This window comes from Serratia bockelmannii, from assembly GCF_008011855.1.
Lineage (GTDB): Bacteria > Pseudomonadota > Gammaproteobacteria > Enterobacterales > Enterobacteriaceae > Serratia > Serratia bockelmannii.
Map to the genome: position 1 here is coordinate 1,655,095 of NZ_VOUX01000033.1, position 18,683 is coordinate 1,673,777.

Genomic DNA, 18,683 nt, shown 5'->3' on the forward strand with positions numbered 1-18,683 from the left:
AAGCGGGATTATGCGTAAACCGGCAGGCGGGCGCAGATATCCAGTACTTTCTTCTTGGTGCGTTCGATTGTGGCTTCATCGTTGATGTTGTCCAACACATCGCAGATCCAACCGGCCAGTTCGCGCACGTCAGCCTCTTTGAAGCCGCGACGGGTCACGGCCGGGGTGCCGATACGCACGCCGGAGGTAACGAACGGGCTCTTCGGATCGTTCGGCACGCTGTTTTTGTTGACGGTGATGTTGGCGCGGCCCAGGGCGGCGTCCGCTTCTTTACCGGTCAGGTTTTTATCGACCAGATCCAGCAGGAACAGGTGGTTATGGGTGCCGCCGGAGACCACTTTGTAACCGCGCTGCAAGAACACGTCCACCATCGCCTTGGCGTTGACCGCCACTTGCTGCTGGTAAACCTTGAACTCAGGCTCCATCGCTTCTTTCAGCGCCACCGCCTTGCCGGCGATCACGTGCATCAGCGGGCCGCCCTGGCCGCCAGGGAACACGGCGGAGTTCAGCTTCTTGTACAGCTCTTCGTCGCCGCCCTTCGCCAGGATCAGGCCGCCGCGCGGACCCGCCAGGGTTTTGTGGGTGGTGGTGGTGACGATGTGCGCGTGCGGTACCGGGTTCGGGTACACGCCGGCGGCGATCAGGCCCGCCACGTGCGCCATGTCGACGAACAGGTAAGCGCCGATGCTGTCGGCGATTTCGCGCATTTTGGCCCAGTCAACCACGCCGGAGTAAGCGGAGAAGCCGCCGATGATCATTTTCGGCTTGTGGGTTTGCGCCTGTTTGGCCAGATCGTCATAGTCGATTTGGCCTTTGTCGTCGATGCCGTAAGGCACCACGTTATACAGTTTGCCGGACAGGTTAACCGGGGAACCGTGGGTCAGGTGGCCGCCGTGCGCCAGGTTCATGCCCAGAATGGTGTCGCCCGGCTGCAGCAGCGCGGTGTACACGGCGAAGTTAGCCTGGGAGCCGGAGTGCGGCTGCACGTTGGCGTAATCGGCGCCGAACAATTCTTTGGCACGATCGATAGCCAGCTGCTCAACGATATCCACGTATTCGCAGCCGCCGTAGTAACGCTTGCCCGGATAGCCTTCAGCGTATTTGTTGGTCAGCTGGGAACCCTGAGCCTGCATCACGCGCGGGCTGGTGTAGTTCTCAGACGCGATCAGCTCGATGTGCTCTTCCTGACGCACCACTTCCTGCTCCATGGCACGCCACAGTTCCGCATCGTAATCGGCAATGTTCATTTCACGCTTTAACATCCGGCATCTCCTGACTTAAATCAGCTAACTAAAAAATCACCAAATAACTACCCGTTTGGGTTCTGGGCCACAGTGTAAACCGTTTCGCCCCACCGAAGATAGGTCTTGACAGAGGTTTTTACGCAAACGATTGGCATGAGGTGGCGCAAGGCTTTGATCCGCTAAATGCCGTCGTTTATCAACGGACATTTCCTCATGCGAACGATGCGCTTTTTTCATGTTCTGTGAGCGCGATCGACGCCCGAAGAACACCGCAACGAAAACAAGGGTATTTACAAGCGACGCGGAACCCAATAAGATGCATTTAAAATACATCATTACAATTATCGTCAAGATCCCAACCCAAGGAGCGCTTCCATGCTGGATAGCCAAACCATCGCCACCGTGAAATCCACCATTCCCCTGCTGGCTGCGACCGGGCCGAAGCTGACCGCCCACTTTTACGATCGCATGTTCGCGCACAACCCGGAATTGAAAGACATTTTCAACATGAGCAACCAGCGCAACGGCGATCAGCGTCAGGCGCTGTTCGACGCCATCTGCGCCTATGCTGCCAACATCGAGAACCTGGCGGCGCTGCTGCCGGCGGTGGAGCGCATCGCGCAGAAGCACACCAGCTTCAATATCCAGCCGGAGCAGTACAACATCGTCGGCGGTCACCTGCTGGCGACCCTGGACGAAATGTTCAGCCCGGGCCAGGAAGCCCTGGACGCCTGGGGCAAGGCCTACGGCGTGCTGGCCAACGTATTTATCCAGCGTGAAGAGCAGATTTATCAGCAGAGCGAAACCGACAACGGCGGCTGGCGCGATCTGCGCGCATTCCGCATCCTGAAGAAACAGCCGCAGAGCGACGTGATCTGCAGTTTCGTGCTGGCGCCGGTGGACGGCGGCCGGGTGGCGGACTTCAAACCGGGGCAATACCTGGCGATCTACATCAAGCACGACAGCCTGGAGCATCAGGAAATTCGCCAGTACTCGCTGACCACCTCGCCAAACGGCGAGTTCTACCGCATCGCGGTGAAGCGCGAAGATCAGGGGAAAGTGTCCAACTACCTGCACCAGCAGGCGCAGGAAGGCGACGTGATCTACATCGCCCCGCCGCACGGCGACTTCTTCCTCGACGTGGCGCCGACCACGCCGGTGGCGCTGATCTCCGCCGGCGTCGGCCAAACCCCGATGCTCGGCATGCTCAACACCCTGCACGACAACCAACATCAGGCGCAGGTCCACTGGCTGCACGCGGCGGAAAACGGCAGCGTGCACGCCTTTGCCGATGAGGTAGCGGATATTGCCGGGCGTATGCCGAATCTGAGCCGCCATGTGTGGTACCGCGAGCCGGGTGCCGATGACGTGGAAGGCCGCGACTACCACAGCCGCGGATTGATGGATTTGAGCGCGCTGCAAGGCAGCCTGGCCGATCCGCAGATGCACTATTACTTCTGCGGCCCGGTGGCCTTCATGCAGTTCGTGGGCAAACAGCTGCTGGAGATGGGCGTAGAGGCCGAACGCATCCACTACGAATGCTTCGGCCCGCATAAGGTGCTGTAATGCTTGCGGAGCGCGGCCGTCAGACCGCGCTCCCTCTTCATTTCGCCTGCAGTTGGCGCGCGTCCTGCACCTGCTGCACCGTCACCGGCGCCGCCTGGTTACCCCAGCTTCCCCGCAGGTAGCTCATCAGATCGGCCGCCTGCCGATCGTTCAACGCCCAGCCATAAGCCGGCATGTCAAACGCCATCGCCTGCTGCGTGATCGGCGTATGCGCCCCCTCCAGCACCACCCGCAGCGCGGTCAGCGGATTGTCCGCCGTTACCGTGGCATTGCCCGCCAGCGCCGGAATGGCGAAGTCAGTGCCCTCCCCCTTATTGCCGTGGCAGGTCGAGCAGTACATCGCATAGGTCGCCTTGCCGCCCGGGTTATCCGCCTGCGTGGCTGGCGCAGCGGCTTTGGCGGCGGCGTCCGGCGCCAGGCTGCGCAGGTACACCGCGATGGCGTTCAGATCGCCGTCGCTGAGATACTGCGTGCTGTGGGTTACCACCTCGCTCATCGGCCCGGCGACTGCCGCATGGCGGCTGCGGCCGGTTTTCAGCAGCGCCGTCACCTCTTCCGGCGGCAGGCCGCGCAGATTGGAGGCGTACCAGCCGTCCAGCTCGGCGCCGCTCAGGAATACCGGCTCCTTGCCATCCAGGCCCTTCTCCTGCATCGCCCAGCCGCGCGGCGTGTGGCAGCTGCCGCAATGGCCCGCGCCCTGCACCAGATAGGCGCCGCGGTTCCACTCGGCGCTTTGCTGCGGATCTGCCTGATACGGCTGGTCGTCGTGGAACAGCGAGTTCCACACCGCCAGCGGCCAGCGCATCGACAGCGGCCAGCTGATGTCGCTGTCCCGGTTGGCGACGTTCTGCGCCGGCACCTCATTCATCAGGTAGTCATACAGCGCGCGCATGTCTTCCGCGCTCATTTTGGCGTAGGAGGTGTACGGCATCGCCGGGTAGAGCCGGTGGCCGTCTTTGGCTACCCCCTGGCGCATGGCGCGATCGAACTCCTCGAACGAATAGGCGCCGATGCCGTGCAGCTTGTCCGGCGTGATGTTGGTGGCGTAGATAGCCCCGAGCGGCGTCGGGAACTTCATGCCGCCCGCCAGTTCAGCGCCGCCCGACGCGGTGTGGCAGGCGGTGCAGTCGCCGGCTTTGGCGACGTATTCCCCGGCCGACATCGCCTGGGCCGAGCCGCCGGCCGCCAGCAGGCTCAACAGGTACAGCGAACGCAGACTCATGCTCCCTCCTTGGCGGCAACCTTGCCGTAGGCCAGTTCGTTCACCGCGCGCCACGCCTGATCGATCGCCGAGTTGGCGTACGGGCTCCAGTCGGAATCGGAGTTGGCGATAACGATCTTGCCGATCGGCTGCCGCGCCGTTTCGATGATTTTCTTGGCTTCGTCTTCGTCGTCAAACAGCCCGTTGAGGAAGTAGGAGTAACCGTGCGACCAGCGGTTGACGGTGATCGCCTGAATGTCGCGCTGATGGTCGAAACCGGCCTCGCCCAGCATGCCCTGTAGCTGTTCGCGGATCATCTGCTCGTGCACCTCGAACGGCGTGCCCAGCAGCAGCGCGCGCCCTTTGCGCGACTGCTCGCGCGGGCTGAGGCCGCTGCCCGGCAGCGTCGGCACATAGACCATATGCAGGCCGATTGGCCGAGCCGGATCGCGCGGGTGCTGGTACCCGCCCATGCTCACCGGGTAGTCCAGCTTCACGCGGCTGTACGGCGCGGCCGGCGAATAAATTTCGTGCACGCCCAGCTTGATGAACGGCTGCCAGTTGCGGATCACCACCTTGCTGTACACCAGCGGCGCCTTGACGTTCTGCTTCAGCGCCTCCTGCTGCTCGTGCGACATCTCCGGCACCAGGTATGGGATCATCATGTTGTAGCCGGCCATCACCACCTGCCCGGCGCGCACCTTGGTCATCTTCTCGCCGGTCATATAGGTGACTTCCACCTTGTCGCCGACGTTGGCCGCATGCAGCCCGGTGCTGTTCAAACGCAGCTTCACCGGCGACTCCGGCCGATCGAGCTGGCTGTAGTCGAATTTGGCCAGCACCACGTCATTCATGTCTTTGCCGGCCGGCGCCACCGCCGGGATCAGCTTGCGCACCATCAGGCGCGTCAGCGTGGCATTGCCGTCCGGGAAGTGGAACACGTAAGGATCGTCGAGATCCGCCTGCGACTCTTCGTCCAGCGGCGGCAGATTCATGCCGCCGAGGCCCGGCAGATCGCAGATGCGCGCATCGCTGCACGACGTGCCGTCGATGCCCACCGCCTGGAAGTCGTTGGTGGTCTGTTGGAAATAACGGATCGCCAGCTCGCTCAGGCCCACTTTTTCACGCAGGAACTGGGTGTAGCTGTGGGTATCGAGCCACTCGACCTTCTGCTCCAGCGTCATCTCCGGCAGATAATCTTTCTCCACCGTATGCAGCGCGATCAGCGCCTGGCGATCGCTTTCCGGCAGCGGGAAATCGCCGATGAACGCTTCATACGAACGGCCGTTGAGGCGATCGCGCGGAATGTCGTCCGCCACCGTGCGGCCCGGATCGCCGCTCACCACCTTGTCGACGCCGAAGTTCTTGCGATCGAAGTAAACCCCACGGCTCAGGTTCAGATCCGGGTAGAAGGTGGTGTCAAACGCCTGCTCCAGTTGGTCGATATCGACGCCGAGCTTGCGCAGCAGCCCCATCGCCACCGGGCTGAAGTTGGAGCGCGGCGACTGCAGCGATTCACTGCCGCCGTAGCCGAGCAGCATGCCGTCGTCGGTGTTGAATTCGTTGCGCTTGGCGTGGCCGCCGAAGTCGTCATGGTTGTCGATCAAAAGAATGCGCTGCTGCTCGCCTTTCAGCTGCTGCCAGAAACAGGCGGCCGCCAACCCGCTGATGCCGGCACCGACCACCACCAGATCGAACTCTTCAACGGCGGGTACGCTGCCGAAATCAAAGGTTTTGCCGTCGCGCCCCAGTTGATGCGCATGCTCGAACGAGCCCGGATGGTTACCCCGCAGCCCGGTCAGCGCCGGCGGGTAGTACAGGGTTTGATTGGCGGTTTGCGGCGACGCGCGCAAGATTTGCAGCGGCGTCAACCCGGCGGCGATGGTGATCGCCACCCCGTTGAGAAAATCGCGTCTGGTGATACCCATATAGGCTTCCTTTCAATTTTTATTATCATCAGCCGGCCGGAGCCGGCTCGAAGGCCGCGCTATTGTGCGGATAATTACTGTAAAATCAATGTTTGAACATTACATGACGAATGGCCGTGTAATCCTCCAGCCCGTACATCGACATATCCTTGCCGTAACCGGACAGTTTCTGGCCGCCGTGCGGCATTTCGCTCACCAGCATGAAGTGGGTGTTCACCCAAGTGCAGCCATATTGCAGCCGGGCGCTTAAGCGATGCGCGCGGCCCACGTCGCGGGTCCACACGGACGACGCCAGCCCGTAGTTGGATTCATTCGCCCAGGCCAGCACCTGCTCTTCATCGTCAAACGGCGTCACCGTCACCACCGGGCCGAACACTTCGCGCTGCACGATCTCATCTTCCTGGCGCGCGCCGGCCAACAGCGTCGGCTGGAAATAGTAACCCGGCCCTTTCACCTTCTCGCCGCCGGTCACCACCTGCACGTGCGGCAACGCTTTGGCGCGCTCGACAAAACCGGCGACCCGCTTCAGATGCTGGGCGGTAATCAACGGCCCCAGTTCGGTGCTCTCGTCCTCCGGCGCACCGATCTTCAGGCTGGCCACCGCCTCGCCCAGCCGCTTCACCAGCTCGGGATAAATGCTTTTCTGCGCGTAGATACGGCACGCGGCGGTGCAATCCTGCCCGGCGTTGTAGAAACCGAAGCCGCGAATGCCGTCCACCACCTGCTGCAGATCGGCGTCGTCGAACACCAACACCGGCGCCTTGCCGCCCAGCTCCATATGGGTACGCTTAATGCCGGCGGCGGTGTGGGCGATGATGTGCTCGCCGGTGGCGATCGAGCCGGTCAGCGACACCATGCGCACCTTGTCATGCCCGGTCAGTCGATCGCCGACGCCGGCGCCGCGGCCGAACAGCACGTTGAGCACGCCCGGCGGGAACAGCCCGGCGGCCAGTTCGGCCAGTTTGAAAGTGGTCAGCGGCGTTTGCTCCGACGGCTTAATCACCACGCAGTTGCCCGCCGCCAACGCCGGCGCCAGTTTCCAGGCCGCCATCATCAGCGGGTAGTTCCACGGCGCGATCGAGGCCACCACGCCGAGCGGATCGCGACGGATCATCGAGGTATGCCCGGCCAGATACTCGCCGGCCGCCATGCCGGTCAGGCAGCGGCTGGCCCCGGCGAAGAAGCGGAACACGTCGGCCACCGCCGGCAGTTCGTCATTCAATACGCAGTGATAAGGCTTGCCGCAGTTGAGCGACTCCAGCCTGGCGAAGGTCTCGGCATGCTCGTCGATCAGATCTGCCAGCTTGAGCAGATGCTCGGCGCGCTCCTTCGGCGTGGTTTGCCCCCAGGCGGCGAACGCGGCATCCGCCGCCAGCACCGCGCGATCGACCTGCTCCGGGCTGGCCTCCGCCACCTGCGCGATCACTTCGCCGGTCGCCGGGTTATACACCGGCTGGGTCGCGCCCTGGCCATTCACCAGTTGGCCGTCAATCAACAGTTGGCTTTGCATAGGGTTATCCTTTTATCAGAGGTCGGGTAAGGAAATTATTTGCCGCTGCCGGCGACGCTTTCTCCACCTTTGGTCAGGTAGTAAGCGCCGAGGATCGGCAGCATGGTCAACAGCATCACCGACAGCGCCACCACGTTGGTGATCGGCACGTCGCGCGGGCGGCCGAGCTGGTTCAGCAGCCACAGCGGCAGCGTGCGCTCGTGGCCAGCGGTAAAGGTGGTCACGATGATTTCGTCGAACGACAGCGCAAACGCCAGCATGCCGCCGGCCAGCAGCGCCGAGCCGAGGTTCGGCAAGATCACGTAACGGAAGGTTTGCCAGCCGTCGGCGCCGAGATCCATCGACGCTTCGATCAAGCTGTACGAGGTGCGGCGGAACCGGGCGATGACGTTGTTGAACACGATCACCACGCAGAACGTCGCATGGCCGACGACGATGGTCAGGATGCCCGGCTCGATGTTCAGCGCCTTGAACGCCGCCAGCAGCGCCAGGCCGGTGACGATCCCCGGCAGCGCGATCGGCAGCAGCAGCAGCAGCGAAATGCTGTCCTTGCCGAAGAAATCGCGCCGATACAGCGCCGCCGCCGCCAGGGTGCCGAGCACCAGCGCGATGGCGGTCGCCAGGCAGGCGATCTGCGCCGACAGCAGCACCGCATCGAGGATGTCCTGCCGCCCGGCGGCGACGTTAAACCAGTGCAGCGTGAAGCCCTTCGGCGGGAAGCTGAAGGCCGCATCCTCGGTGTTGAAGGCATAGATGGCGATGATCGCCAACGGGAAATGCAGGAAGACAAGTCCGCCCCAGGCGGCCAGCTTCAGCCCTAAGGGCGCGCGTTCAGAGTGCATCGAAAGCCCCCAGACGTTTGACGATGGAAAGGTAGATGGCGATCAGGACGATCGGCACCAGCGTAAAGGCCGCGGCCATCGGCATATTGCCGATCGCGCCCTGCTGGGCGTACACCATGCTGCCGATGAAATAGCCCGGCGGCCCCACCAGCTGCGGCACGATAAAGTCGCCCAGCGTCAGCGAGAAGGTGAAGATCGATCCGGCGGCGATACCCGGCACCGCCAGCGGCAAAATAACGTGGCGGAAAGTCTGCGCCGGTCGCGCGCCCAGATCCGCTGAGGCATGCAGCAGCGAGGGCGGCAGGCGCTCCAGCGCCGCCTGGATCGGCAGGATCATGAACGGCAGCCAGATATAGACGAATACCAGAAAACGCCCCAGCCCCGAGGTCGACAGCGTGTTGCCGCCGACGCCGGGCACCGTCAGCAGCGAAGCCAACAGCGGCTCCAGCCCCAGGTGCTGCAGGAACCACTGCGCCACGCCGTCTTTCGCCAGCAGCAGGGTCCAGGCATAGGCTTTAACGATATAGCTGGCCCACATCGGCATCATCACCGCGATATAAAAGAACGCCTTGACGCGGCCGCTGGTGTAGCGCGCCATATAATAGGCGATGGGGAACGCCAGCACCGCGCTGGCCAGCGACACCAGCACCGCCATGGTCAGCGTGCGCAGGATGATGTCGTAGTTGGCCGGGTTGAACAGCGCCGCCAGGTTGGCGAAGGTCAGGTCCGGCGTCACCGCCATGGTGAAATCGTCGAAGGTGTAAAACCCCTGCCACAGCAGCGTCAGCAGCGAACCGAGGTACACCGCGCCGAACCACAGCAGCGGCGGCACCAGCAGCAAAAGCAGATACAGCGTCGGCCGGCGATAAAGCCAGGTCGACAGCGCGCGCACGGTGCCGCCGCGCGCCGAAGGGGAATCGATGCTCATGTCCATCTCACCTCTCCTCCAGCAGCGGCACCATCGCCGCGCGCGGCCAGCAGGCGACGATCGGCTGGCCGATCTGCCGCTGTTGCCCTTCGGCGATCCACTGCGGATTGGCCTGGCTGACCAGCAGCTTTTCGCCGCCGTTCAGCGCGATTTCATACCGCGTGGCCGCGCCCTGGTAATGGATTTCCTGCAGCGTGCCCTGCACCTGGATCTCGTCCTGCGCCGCGCCGCCTTGCTCCAGCAGGCGGATATGTTCCGGCCGGATCGAGAAGGTTCGACTTTCGCCGAGCAGGCGCTGCGCCAGCTCGCTACGTACCACGTTGGAGGTGCCGACGAACTCGGCGACGAACGGCGTCTTCGGCCGCATGTAAAGCTCGCGCGGCGTATCCACCTGTTCGATGCGGCCGTTATTGAACACCGCCACCCGATCGGACATCGACAGCGCTTCGCTTTGATCGTGGGTGACGAAGATAAAGGTGATGCCCAGCTGGCGCTGCAGCTTCTTCAGCTCGCCCTGCATCTGCTCGCGCAGCTTGAGATCCAGCGCGCCGAGCGGCTCGTCCAGCAGCAGCACCCGCGGCCGATTGACCAGCGCGCGCGCCAACGCCACGCGCTGACGCTGGCCGCCCGACAGGTGCGCCGGCTTGCGTTCGGCGACGAAACCGAGCGCCACGCTCTCCAGCGCCTCTTGCGCCCGCGCCAGCCGCTCGCGTTTGGCGACGCCCTTCACCATCAGGCCGTAGGCGACGTTTTCCAGCACCGACATGTGCGGGAACAGCGCGTAATCCTGAAACACGGTGTTCACGTCGCGCTGGTACGGCGGCAGGTTGGCGGCTTCCTGGCCGTGGATGCGAATCGAGCCGGAAGTGAGCTGTTCAAAGCCGGCGATCAGGCGCAGGCAGGTGGTTTTGCCCGAGCCGGACGGCCCGAGCATGGAGAAGAATTCCCCGTCCTGAATATCGATGGATACCCGATCCACGGCGCGAACATCGCCGAAAGTCCGCGAAACATCGATGAATTGCACGGCAATGGTCATTTTCTGTGCTCCATACGGATGTGATTCGGGCGCAGCGGGCTGCGCCCCGCGGCTTAGCGGCCGCCCATGATGGCGATGTAGTCCTGGGTCCAACGGCTGTACGGCACGAACTTGCCGCCCTGCGCCTGCGGCGTTTTCCAGAAGGCGATTTTGTCGAACTGGTTGAAGCCGTTGGTTTCGCAGCCCTTCTCACCCAGCAGCGCGCTGGCCTTGCAGCCCGCCGGCGAAGCCGGCACCGACCCGAACCAGGCCGCCACGTCGCCCTGCACCTTCGGCTCCAGCGACCAGTTCATCCACTGGTAGGCGCAGCTCGGGTGTTTGGCGTCGCTGTGCAACATGGTGGTATCCGCCCAGCCGGTCACGCCCTCTTTCGGGAACACGGTGGCGATCGGCTGCCCCTCGCCCTTCAGGGCGTTGGCCTGATACGGCCAGGCGCTGGAAGCCACCACGCCTTCGTTTTTAAAGTCGCTCATCTGCACCGAGGTATCGTGCCAGTAGCGGTGGATCAGCGCGTGCTGGCTGCGCAGCAGCTTCAGCGCCGCCTGATACTGCTCTTCGTTGAGCTGATAAGGATCGCTGATGCCGAGCTGCGGCTGGGTGGCCTTCAGGAACAGCGCCGCGTCGGCGATGTAGATCGGGCCGTCGTAAGCCTGCACCCGCCCCTGGTTGCTCTTGCCGTCCGGCAGGTTCTGCTGCTGGAAGATCACCGCCCAGCTGTCCGGCGGCGTCGGGAAGGTTTTGGTGTTGTACATCAGCAGGTTTGGCCCCCACTGGTACGGCGTGCCGTAGGTTTTGCCGTCCACGGTGTACCAGGCGCCGTTCAGCAGGCGCGGATCGATGTTCTTCCAGTTCGGGATCAGCGCGGTGTTGATCGGCTGCACCCGCTTGCCGAAGATCAGGCGCAGCGAGGCGTCGCCGGAGGCGGTCACCAGATCGTAGCCGCCTTTGGCCATCAGGCTGACCATTTCATCGGAGGTAGCGGCGGTCTTCACGTTCACCGCGCAGCCGGTTTGCTTCTCAAACTGGGTGACCCAGTCGTAGTTTTTGTCGGACTGGCCGCGTTCGATGTAGCCGGGCCAGGCGATGATATCCAGCCGGCCTTCGCCTTTGCCCAGTGACTGCGGCAGATCGGCCGCCTGGGGCAGGCCGCACAGCACGGTGAGACAGAGCGCGGAGACGGTGGTGGTGACTGCGGTAGTTTTTCTCATCGTAATTACCCCTGTGTTGCGTATCTGTGTGCGGCAGGGAACGGCTGCCGCCCGATTTTGCTTTATAGAACCGCTAGAAGCTGGCTTTGAACTTCGCCATTACGTGTCTGACAACGCTGTAATCCTGCAGCGAATCGCTGGACAGATCCTTGCCGTAGCCGGAGCGTTTCAGGCCGCCGTGCGGCATCTCGCTCGCCAAGGTGAAATGGGTGTTGATCCAGGTGCTGCCGTACTGCAGATGGGCGGCAATGTGCAGCGCCCGATCGATATTTTGCGTCCACACCGACGAAGCCAGCCCGTATTCCGAGTCGTTGGCCCACTCGACTGCCTGCGCCAGATGCTCGAAGCGCGTGACGCTGACCACCGGGCCAAACACCTCGCGCTGCACGATTTCGTCGCTTTGCAGGCAGCCCGCCAGCAGGGTCGGCTGGTAGTAGAACCCCGGCCCGGAGTGGGCCGCGGCGCCGGTGATCAATTCGATATGCGGTTGGCTGAGCGCGCGCTCGACGAAGCTGGCGACGCGATCGCGCTGGCGGCTACTTATCAACGGGCCGATCTCGTTGTCCTGATCGCGCTTGCGGGCGAAGCGCAGGCTGGCGACCGCCTCGCCCAGCGCGTCCACCAGTTTGGGATAGATGCCCGCCTGCGCGTAGATGCGGCAGGCGGCGGTGCAGTCCTGGCCGGCGTTGTAATAGCCGTAGGTGCGAATGCCGTTGACCACCTCGTCGAGATCGGCGTCGTCGCAGACGATCACCGGCGCCTTGCCCCCCAGTTCCAGGTGGGTGCGCTTGACGCTTTTGGCCGCCGCCTGAAGAATTTTTTGCCCGGTGACGATATCGCCGGTGACCGACACCAGCCGCACCTGCGGGTGCCCCACCAGCTGGCTGCCGACCCCTTCACCGCCGCCGTAGACGATGTTCAGCACGCCCGGCGGCAGGATCTCCTGCAGCGCCGGCACCAGCGCCAGAATGGTCAGCGGCGTATGTTCGGAGGGTTTAAACACCACGGTATTGCCCGCCGCCAGCGCCGGCGCGATTTTCCACGCCGCCATCATCAGCGGATAGTTCCAGGGGGCGATCGAGGCCACCACGCCAATGGGATCGCGGCGGATCATCGAGGTGTGGCCGGGCACATACTCGCCGGCCAGCTGCCCTTGCTGCGTGCGCACCGCGCCGGCGAAGAAGCGGAACACGTCAACCGCCGCCGGCAGATCGTCATTGAGCGCCTGATGCAGCGGTTTTCCGCAGTTGAGGGCCTCCAGCTGCGCCAGCTGCGGCGCCTGCCGCTCGATGGCGTCGGCGATGCGCAGCAACAGAGCGGCGCGCTGGGCCGGCGTGGTGCGCGACCAGTGGCCGAACGCCTGCTGCGCGGCTTTCACCGCGCCGCCGACCTGCGCCGAAGAGGCTTCGGTCAGGGCGATCAGCGTCTCGCCGTTGGCCGGATTGACGATGCATTCCTGCTGGCCTTCGCCGTCGATAAGCTGACCGTTAATGAACTGCTGACAGGACAAACCCGAGAGAAACTGCACATCTGCCATCGCCTGACGCCCCTAAGTGACAAAAACGTTAACCAAATGTGAATAAGTTAGTTTTAATCAGCCTAAGCGAGCCTCTGGCGGGCAACAAATTCTAAATACTGAACGCCGCGTTCGATTAAATCGAATGCTTAAGCCCGGCGGCGTGTTTGCTGCCGTTCTCGCGCGCGATGGTGAGGAACGGCGTCACCAGCTCCGGCCGTGCGCTGCCGCGCCGCCACGCCAACCCGATGTCCAGCGGCTCCAGCAGATCGTCCAGCTTGCGCGCCTCGATCATGTTGCCCTCCAGCGACCAGGCGCGGTACGCCATGTCCGGCTGGATAGACACCCCCATCCCCGCCGCCACCAGGCTGCGCACCGCCTCAGTCGAGGCGGTCTTCATGGCGATTTCCGGTTTCAGCCCGGCGCGCGACCAAATGCGCCGCGCGTGCACGTCCATTTCATCGGCGTTGAGCTGGATCAGCGGCTGTTTGGCCACGTCCGCCAGGCTGATGCTCTCGTGCTCCAGCAGCGGGTGCAGCGGCGGCAGCCACAGGCGGTACGGCGAGTGCATCAGCACCTCGGTCTGCAGCGCGTCGCGGTCTTCGATGTTCGACAGGATCAGCACGCCGATGTCGATCTCGCCGCTGACCAGCAGATGCTCGATGTACGGGCGTTCGTCTTCTACCACCTGCACGGTGACGTTGGGATAGGCCGATTTAAAGCGCGTGAGCAGCTCCACCAGAAAGTAGCCGGCCACCAGGCTGGTGACGCCGACGGTCAGCTTGCCGGTCAGGCTTTCGGTGCCGATCTGCAGGCTGCGCTTGGCGTTGTCCACCGTCGCCAGGATCAGATACGACTGGCGCAAAAACTGATGCCCCTGATGGGTCAGCGTCATGCCCTTGGCGTGGCGATCGAACAGCCGCACGCCGATCTCGGTTTCCAGCTGCTGGATAGCGAGCGTCAGCGAAGACTGGGAGACAAACACCGCCTGGGCGCCGGCGGAGATCGACCCGGTTTCCGCCACGGCGATGAAGTGGCGGATTTGGCGTAACGTCATCATCCCCATCGCCTTTCAAGCCGCTGCGTTGTTGTCTGCGTGCGCTTACCCCAGTCACTTACTTGAGTAAGCTCCTGGGGATGCACGCCCTTGCCGCCTAGCCGCAACTTGAAATTCATTGGGGATCACCTCAATCAAGATAGTTAGATTGATTGTAGATCCCGCGAGAAAAGCGATCGGGAAAAGTATCAAAAACGCGATAGCGTTCGCTTTTTTAGAATGCTGACAGGCAAAAAGGGGGAAACGGCGAGGCGAAGAAGCATGATGCGCGGGGGACAGAAATGACAAGGGCGCAGCACGCTGCGCCCTGATGGCCGATGATCCTGCGGAGGATCAGATCGCTTCTTCGTCCTGCTCACCGGTACGGATGCGCACCACGCGCGCCACGTCGAAGACGAAGATCTTGCCGTCGCCGATCTTGCCGGTCTGCGCGGTCTGCATGATGGTTTCCACGCAGGTGTCGACGATGTCGTCGGCAACCACGATCTCGATCTTCACCTTAGGCAAAAAGTCGACCATGTACTCGGCGCCGCGGTACAGCTCGGTGTGGCCCTTCTGGCGGCCGAAACCTTTCACTTCGGTGACCGTCATGCCGGTGATGCCCACTTCGGCCAGCGCTTCGCGGACGTCATCCAGTTTGAACGGCTTGATAATCGCGTCGATCTTTTTCATCTTCTTTCCTTTTACCAATTTTTGCGGCCAAAACCGGATGTGATGGGGTAGCGGCGGTCTTTGCCGAAGTTACGGGCGGTGATGCGCGGCCCGACGGCGGCCTGACGCCGCTTGTATTCGTTGATGTCCACCAGGCGGATCACCTTGCGCACGATCGCTTCGTCGAACCCTTCGGCCACCAGATCGGCGACCGACTTGTCGCGCTCAACGTAGCCTTCCAGGATCGCATCCAGGATATCGTACGGCGGCAGGCTGTCCTGATCGACCTGATCCGGCGCCAGCTCGGCGGACGGCGGACGATCGATCACCCGCTGCGGGATCACGTAGGAGACGGTATTACGGTATTCGGACAGCTTGAACACCAGCGTTTTCGGCACGTCTTTCAGCACGTCGAAACCGCCGGCCATATCGCCGTACAGCGTGGCGTAACCCACCGCCATTTCGCTCTTGTTACCGGTGGTCAGCACGATGCTACGGCGTTTGTTGGACAGCGCCATCAGCACCACCCCGCGGCAACGCGCCTGCAGGTTTTCTTCGGTGGTGTCACGCTCGGTGCCGGCGAACATCGGCGACAGCTGGCCCATAAAGGCGTCGAACATCGGTTCGATGGAGACGATATCGAACTCCACGCCGAGGATTTCCGCCTCTTCCTTGGCGTCGGCGATGCTGATGTCCGCGGTATAGCGGAACGGCATCATCAGCGCCTGCACCTTGTCTTTACCCAACGCATCCACGGCGATCGCCAGCGTCAGCGCCGAGTCGATGCCGCCGGACAGCCCCAGCACCGCGCCTTTAAAGCCGTTTTTGGTCACGTAGTCGCGCACCGCCAGCACCAGCGCCTGATACACCTGCGCCAGCTGCGGCAGTTCAGCGGCCGGATCGGCCATCGGCACCACGGCCAGCTCGTTGAATTCCAGACGAGTCACCTGCTCGTCGAAAGCCGCCAGACGGTGGGTCATGGTGCCGGCGGCGTCGAATACCTTGGAGCAGCCGTCGAAGATCAGCTCATCCTGGCCGCCGACCTGGTTGAGGTACACCAGCGGCAGCTGGGTGCGCTGGCAGTGGCCGGCCATCAGCGTTTTACGGATATATGGTTTTTCGCGGTTATACGGCGAGGCATTGATCGACAGGATAATCTCCGCGCCGGCCGCCTTGGCGGCGTCGATCGGCTCAGGGAACCACAGATCTTCGCAAATCAGCAGCCCCAGACGGTAGCCTTTCAACTCCACCACGCAGGTGTCGTTGCCGGCGTGGAAATAGCGCTTCTCATCAAACACGCCGTAGTTCGGCAGCTGCTGCTTGAAGTAGCGGGTCAGCAGGCGGCCTTCGGCAAACAGCGACAGCGCGTTATACAGCTTGTCGCCTTCGCGCCACGGGTGGCCGACCAGGATCGCCGTCTCGGCGGAGGCCTGCTGCAGGCGCAGCAGCTGCGCGTCGCAGCGCTGGTAGAAATCATTGCGATACAGCAGGTCTTCCGGCGGGTAGCCGGACAGCGCCAGTTCGCTGAACATGACCAGATCGGCTCCCGCCTTCTGCTGCTCCTGCACGATTTGCAACATGCGTTCGGTGTTGCCTTCAATGTCGCCGACCAGCAGGTTCAGCTGGGCCAGGGCGATGGAAAGTGATCTGCTCATTTGTGTACGATCCCGCTTAATACGTTCCATGGTGCTCTACGCCGGGGCGCGCCGCGGCAAAGAGAACGGAGTGTAAATCATTCCGCCGGATTTGTTGAGAACCTGCGTGGCAGGCACCGGCGGGAATCTGTCATTCTTTGAAATCGTTGGCGTCCAGCTCATGGCGCGACAGCAATTTGTAAAACTCGGTGCGGTTGCGGCCCGCCATGCGTGCGGCCTGGGTCACGTTGCCCTTGGTGATCTGCAGCAGCTTGCGCAGGTAGTGCAACTCAAACTGGTTGCGCGCTTCGGCAAAGGTCGGCAGCGCGGTGTTTTCCCCTTCCAGCGCTTGCTCCACCAGGGCTTCGCTGATCACCGGCGCCGAGGTCAGCGCCACGCACTGCTCGATGACGTTGACCAGCTGACGCACGTTGCCCGGCCAGCTGGCGGTCATCAGCCGCTTCATGGCGTCGGTCGAGAAGCTGCGCACGAACGGCTTGTGCCGCTGAGCCGCTTCGCGCAACAGGTGGTTGGCCAGCAGCGGAATGTCTTCGGCGCGCTCGTTGAGCGCCGGGATCTTCAGGTTCACCACGTTGAGGCGGTAGTAGAGATCCTCGCGGAACTCGTTCTTCGCCATCGCCTTTTGCAGATCGCGGTGGGTGGCGGAGATGATGCGCACGTCGATGTCCAGATCGCGGTTGCTGCCCAGCGGCCGCACCTTGCGCTCCTGCAGCACACGCAGCAACTTCACCTGCAGCGACAGCGGCATATCGCCGATTTCGTCGAGGAACAGCGTGCCGCCCGCCGCCGCCTGGAACAGCCCCTCGCGGCTGCTGACCGCGCCGGTAAAGGCGCCCTTGGCATGGCCGAACAGTTCGGACTCCAGCAGCTGCTCCGGCAGCGCGCCGCAGTTGATGGCGATGAATGCCTTGCCGGCGCGCGGGCTGGCGGCGTGGATCGCCTGCGCCACCACCTCTTTGCCGGTGCCGCTCTGGCCGTTGATCAACACGCTGACGTCGGACTGCGCCACCATTTTCACCTGCTCCAGCAGGCGCAGCATCAGCGGGCTGCGGGTGACGATGTCTTCCCGCCAGGCCTCGTCGCCGGCCGGGGTGGCCGACAGCGCGAGCGCCTCGTCGATGGCCTTGTACAGCGCATCGCGATCCACCGGTTTGGTGAGGAAGCTGAACACCCCTTGCTGGGTGGCGGCCACCGCATCGGGAATCGAACCGTGCGCGGTGAGAATGATCACCGGCATGCCCGGCTGATGTTTTTGGATCTCGGCGAACAGCGCCATGCCGTCCATCTCGTCCATACGCAGATCGCTGATCACCAGATCGATCTGTTCGCGCGCCAGCAGGCGCAGCGCTTCCTGGCCGCTTTCGGCGGTGGTGACGTGAAAACCTTCGCTGGTCAGACGCATGCCCAGCAGCTTCAGCAGGCTGGGATCGTCGTCAACCAATAACAGGTTGGCCGGTTTGCGTGCGGTCATTGCGCGTGGGACTCCTTATTGGCAGGGGGCGGCGTATAGGTGTCTTCCGGTTCAACCGGCAGCGCGGTGCCCTTTTCCGGCTCGTCCTGCGGCTCAGCCCCTTTGGCGGCCGCGCCGTTTTTACCGGCGGCTTCGCCCTTTTGGGAGCCCGCGCCGTTGTCCGGGATTTCCCCTTGCAGCTGCTTGCGCGAAGAGAGCTGGCGCTCGATGTCGGTCAGGTTTTCCAGCTTGCGCGAGGTGTCCTGCAGCTGCGATTGCAAACGCGCCTGGCTCTGGCGCAGCGAATCGATCTGGCTGTCGCTGCTCTCCTGCAGATGCTGATAGCGCGCTTTCTCATCGAACAGCGTGATCTGCAGCATCTGCTGCTGGCGCCACAGCTGCGTCAGTGGACGCAGCGAGCCGGGGAACTCCATCCGGTAGCTGTTGATCCTGTCGATCATCTGGCGGCGTTCGCCGGAGGTCGGCTGTGCGCTACCCAGCAGGATGCTCTGTTTGAAAACGCCGGACCAGCTGTCACCCGGCACCGTTTTCGCCAGCGCGCGCGCCTGGGTCGACCCGATGCGATCGGCGCAGTCCATCGCGCGCAGCCAGTAGAGCGCATTATCCAGCGCATCCTTGTCGTCCAACTGCCACAGGGTATCGCAAGCCGCGGTGCGGTAATCGATCACCTTGGTATCCGGGATCGCCTCTTGCTGCTGAGAGTTCAGGCCGCCGCTGACGGCGCGATCGACGCAGCCCGCCAGCAACAGCGGCATAAAGAAGACGGCGCCCAACCAGCTGATCGGGCGTTTGCCGAGCGGCGCTCTGTGCGTGGCACGCGGTGAACGTTCGGTCTGTGAAAGACGAAGGCGCTTAGACCATGTGTACATT

Annotated in this window: 15 protein-coding genes; 1 reads left to right on the top strand and 14 read right to left on the bottom strand. The window is 63.0% G+C overall.

Annotated features, from left to right (window positions below):
* Positions 1-8 precede the first annotated feature (8 nt).
* Positions 9-1,262, bottom strand: a complete 1,254-nt coding sequence (glyA, locus tag FOT55_RS24355; protein ID WP_025303922.1) for a serine hydroxymethyltransferase — start codon at positions 1,260-1,262, stop codon at positions 9-11.
* 357 nt (positions 1,263-1,619) lie between these two features.
* Here glyA and hmpA point away from each other — a divergent pair, with 357 nt between their 5' ends.
* On the top strand, positions 1,620-2,810 hold the full coding sequence (gene hmpA, locus FOT55_RS24360; RefSeq protein ID WP_147824136.1) for an NO-inducible flavohemoprotein: 1,191 nt from the start codon (positions 1,620-1,622) through the stop codon (positions 2,808-2,810).
* Positions 2,811-2,847: 37 nt separating this feature from the next.
* Here the strand turns inward: hmpA and FOT55_RS24365 are convergent, their stop codons facing one another.
* The 13 genes from FOT55_RS24365 to qseG all read right to left on the bottom strand — a co-directional run bounded on the left by FOT55_RS24365 (position 2,848) and on the right by qseG (position 18,682).
* Entirely contained in the window at positions 2,848-4,032 is a 1,185-nt protein-coding gene (locus FOT55_RS24365) for a c-type cytochrome (protein WP_147824137.1), read from the bottom strand.
* Entirely contained in the window at positions 4,029-5,939 is a 1,911-nt protein-coding gene (locus FOT55_RS24370; RefSeq protein ID WP_049204908.1) for an NAD(P)/FAD-dependent oxidoreductase, read from the bottom strand. Before FOT55_RS24370 ends, FOT55_RS24365 begins: the two co-directional genes overlap by 4 nt.
* A gap of 85 nt (positions 5,940-6,024) precedes the next feature.
* The gene (gene patD / locus FOT55_RS24375) at positions 6,025-7,449 is read right to left on the bottom strand and encodes an aminobutyraldehyde dehydrogenase (RefSeq protein ID WP_147824138.1); all 1,425 of its coding nucleotides are present in this window, start codon (positions 7,447-7,449) and stop codon (positions 6,025-6,027) included.
* 35 nt (positions 7,450-7,484) lie between these two features.
* A complete protein-coding gene (locus FOT55_RS24380) occupies positions 7,485-8,291 on the bottom strand; it encodes an ABC transporter permease (protein WP_004941378.1) in 807 nt (268 codons plus the stop codon).
* Positions 8,281-9,225, bottom strand: a complete 945-nt coding sequence (locus tag FOT55_RS24385) for an ABC transporter permease (protein ID WP_025303927.1) — start codon at positions 9,223-9,225, stop codon at positions 8,281-8,283. The genes FOT55_RS24380 and FOT55_RS24385 overlap by 11 nt, the downstream gene beginning before the upstream one ends.
* Position 9,226: 1 nt before the next feature.
* Entirely contained in the window at positions 9,227-10,255 is a 1,029-nt protein-coding gene (locus tag FOT55_RS24390; RefSeq protein WP_015378790.1) for an ABC transporter ATP-binding protein, read from the bottom strand.
* 53 nt (positions 10,256-10,308) lie between these two features.
* A complete protein-coding gene (ydcS, locus tag FOT55_RS24395; RefSeq protein WP_147824139.1) occupies positions 10,309-11,463 on the bottom strand; it encodes a putative ABC transporter substrate-binding protein YdcS in 1,155 nt (384 codons plus the stop codon).
* Between the two features lie 73 nt (positions 11,464-11,536).
* Entirely contained in the window at positions 11,537-13,000 is a 1,464-nt protein-coding gene (locus tag FOT55_RS24400) for a gamma-aminobutyraldehyde dehydrogenase (protein WP_147824140.1), read from the bottom strand.
* 115 nt (positions 13,001-13,115) lie between these two features.
* Positions 13,116-14,039 carry a LysR substrate-binding domain-containing protein gene (locus FOT55_RS24405; RefSeq protein ID WP_038874511.1) on the bottom strand — a complete coding sequence of 308 codons (924 nt, stop codon included), beginning with the start codon at positions 14,037-14,039 and terminating at the stop codon, positions 13,116-13,118.
* Positions 14,040-14,369: 330 nt separating this feature from the next.
* Positions 14,370-14,708 carry a nitrogen regulatory protein P-II gene (gene glnB, locus FOT55_RS24410; RefSeq protein WP_004847623.1) on the bottom strand — a complete coding sequence of 113 codons (339 nt, stop codon included), beginning with the start codon at positions 14,706-14,708 and terminating at the stop codon, positions 14,370-14,372.
* Positions 14,709-14,719: 11 nt separating this feature from the next.
* Entirely contained in the window at positions 14,720-16,342 is a 1,623-nt protein-coding gene (locus FOT55_RS24415) for an NAD+ synthase (RefSeq protein WP_025303930.1), read from the bottom strand.
* A 130-nt stretch (positions 16,343-16,472) separates the two neighbouring features.
* Positions 16,473-17,813, bottom strand: a complete 1,341-nt coding sequence (glrR, locus tag FOT55_RS24420; RefSeq protein ID WP_025303931.1) for a two-component system response regulator GlrR — start codon at positions 17,811-17,813, stop codon at positions 16,473-16,475.
* Positions 17,810-18,682 carry a two-component system QseEF-associated lipoprotein QseG gene (gene qseG, locus FOT55_RS24425; protein ID WP_050505132.1) on the bottom strand — a complete coding sequence of 291 codons (873 nt, stop codon included), beginning with the start codon at positions 18,680-18,682 and terminating at the stop codon, positions 17,810-17,812. The genes glrR and qseG overlap by 4 nt, the downstream gene beginning before the upstream one ends.
* Position 18,683 lies beyond the last annotated feature (1 nt).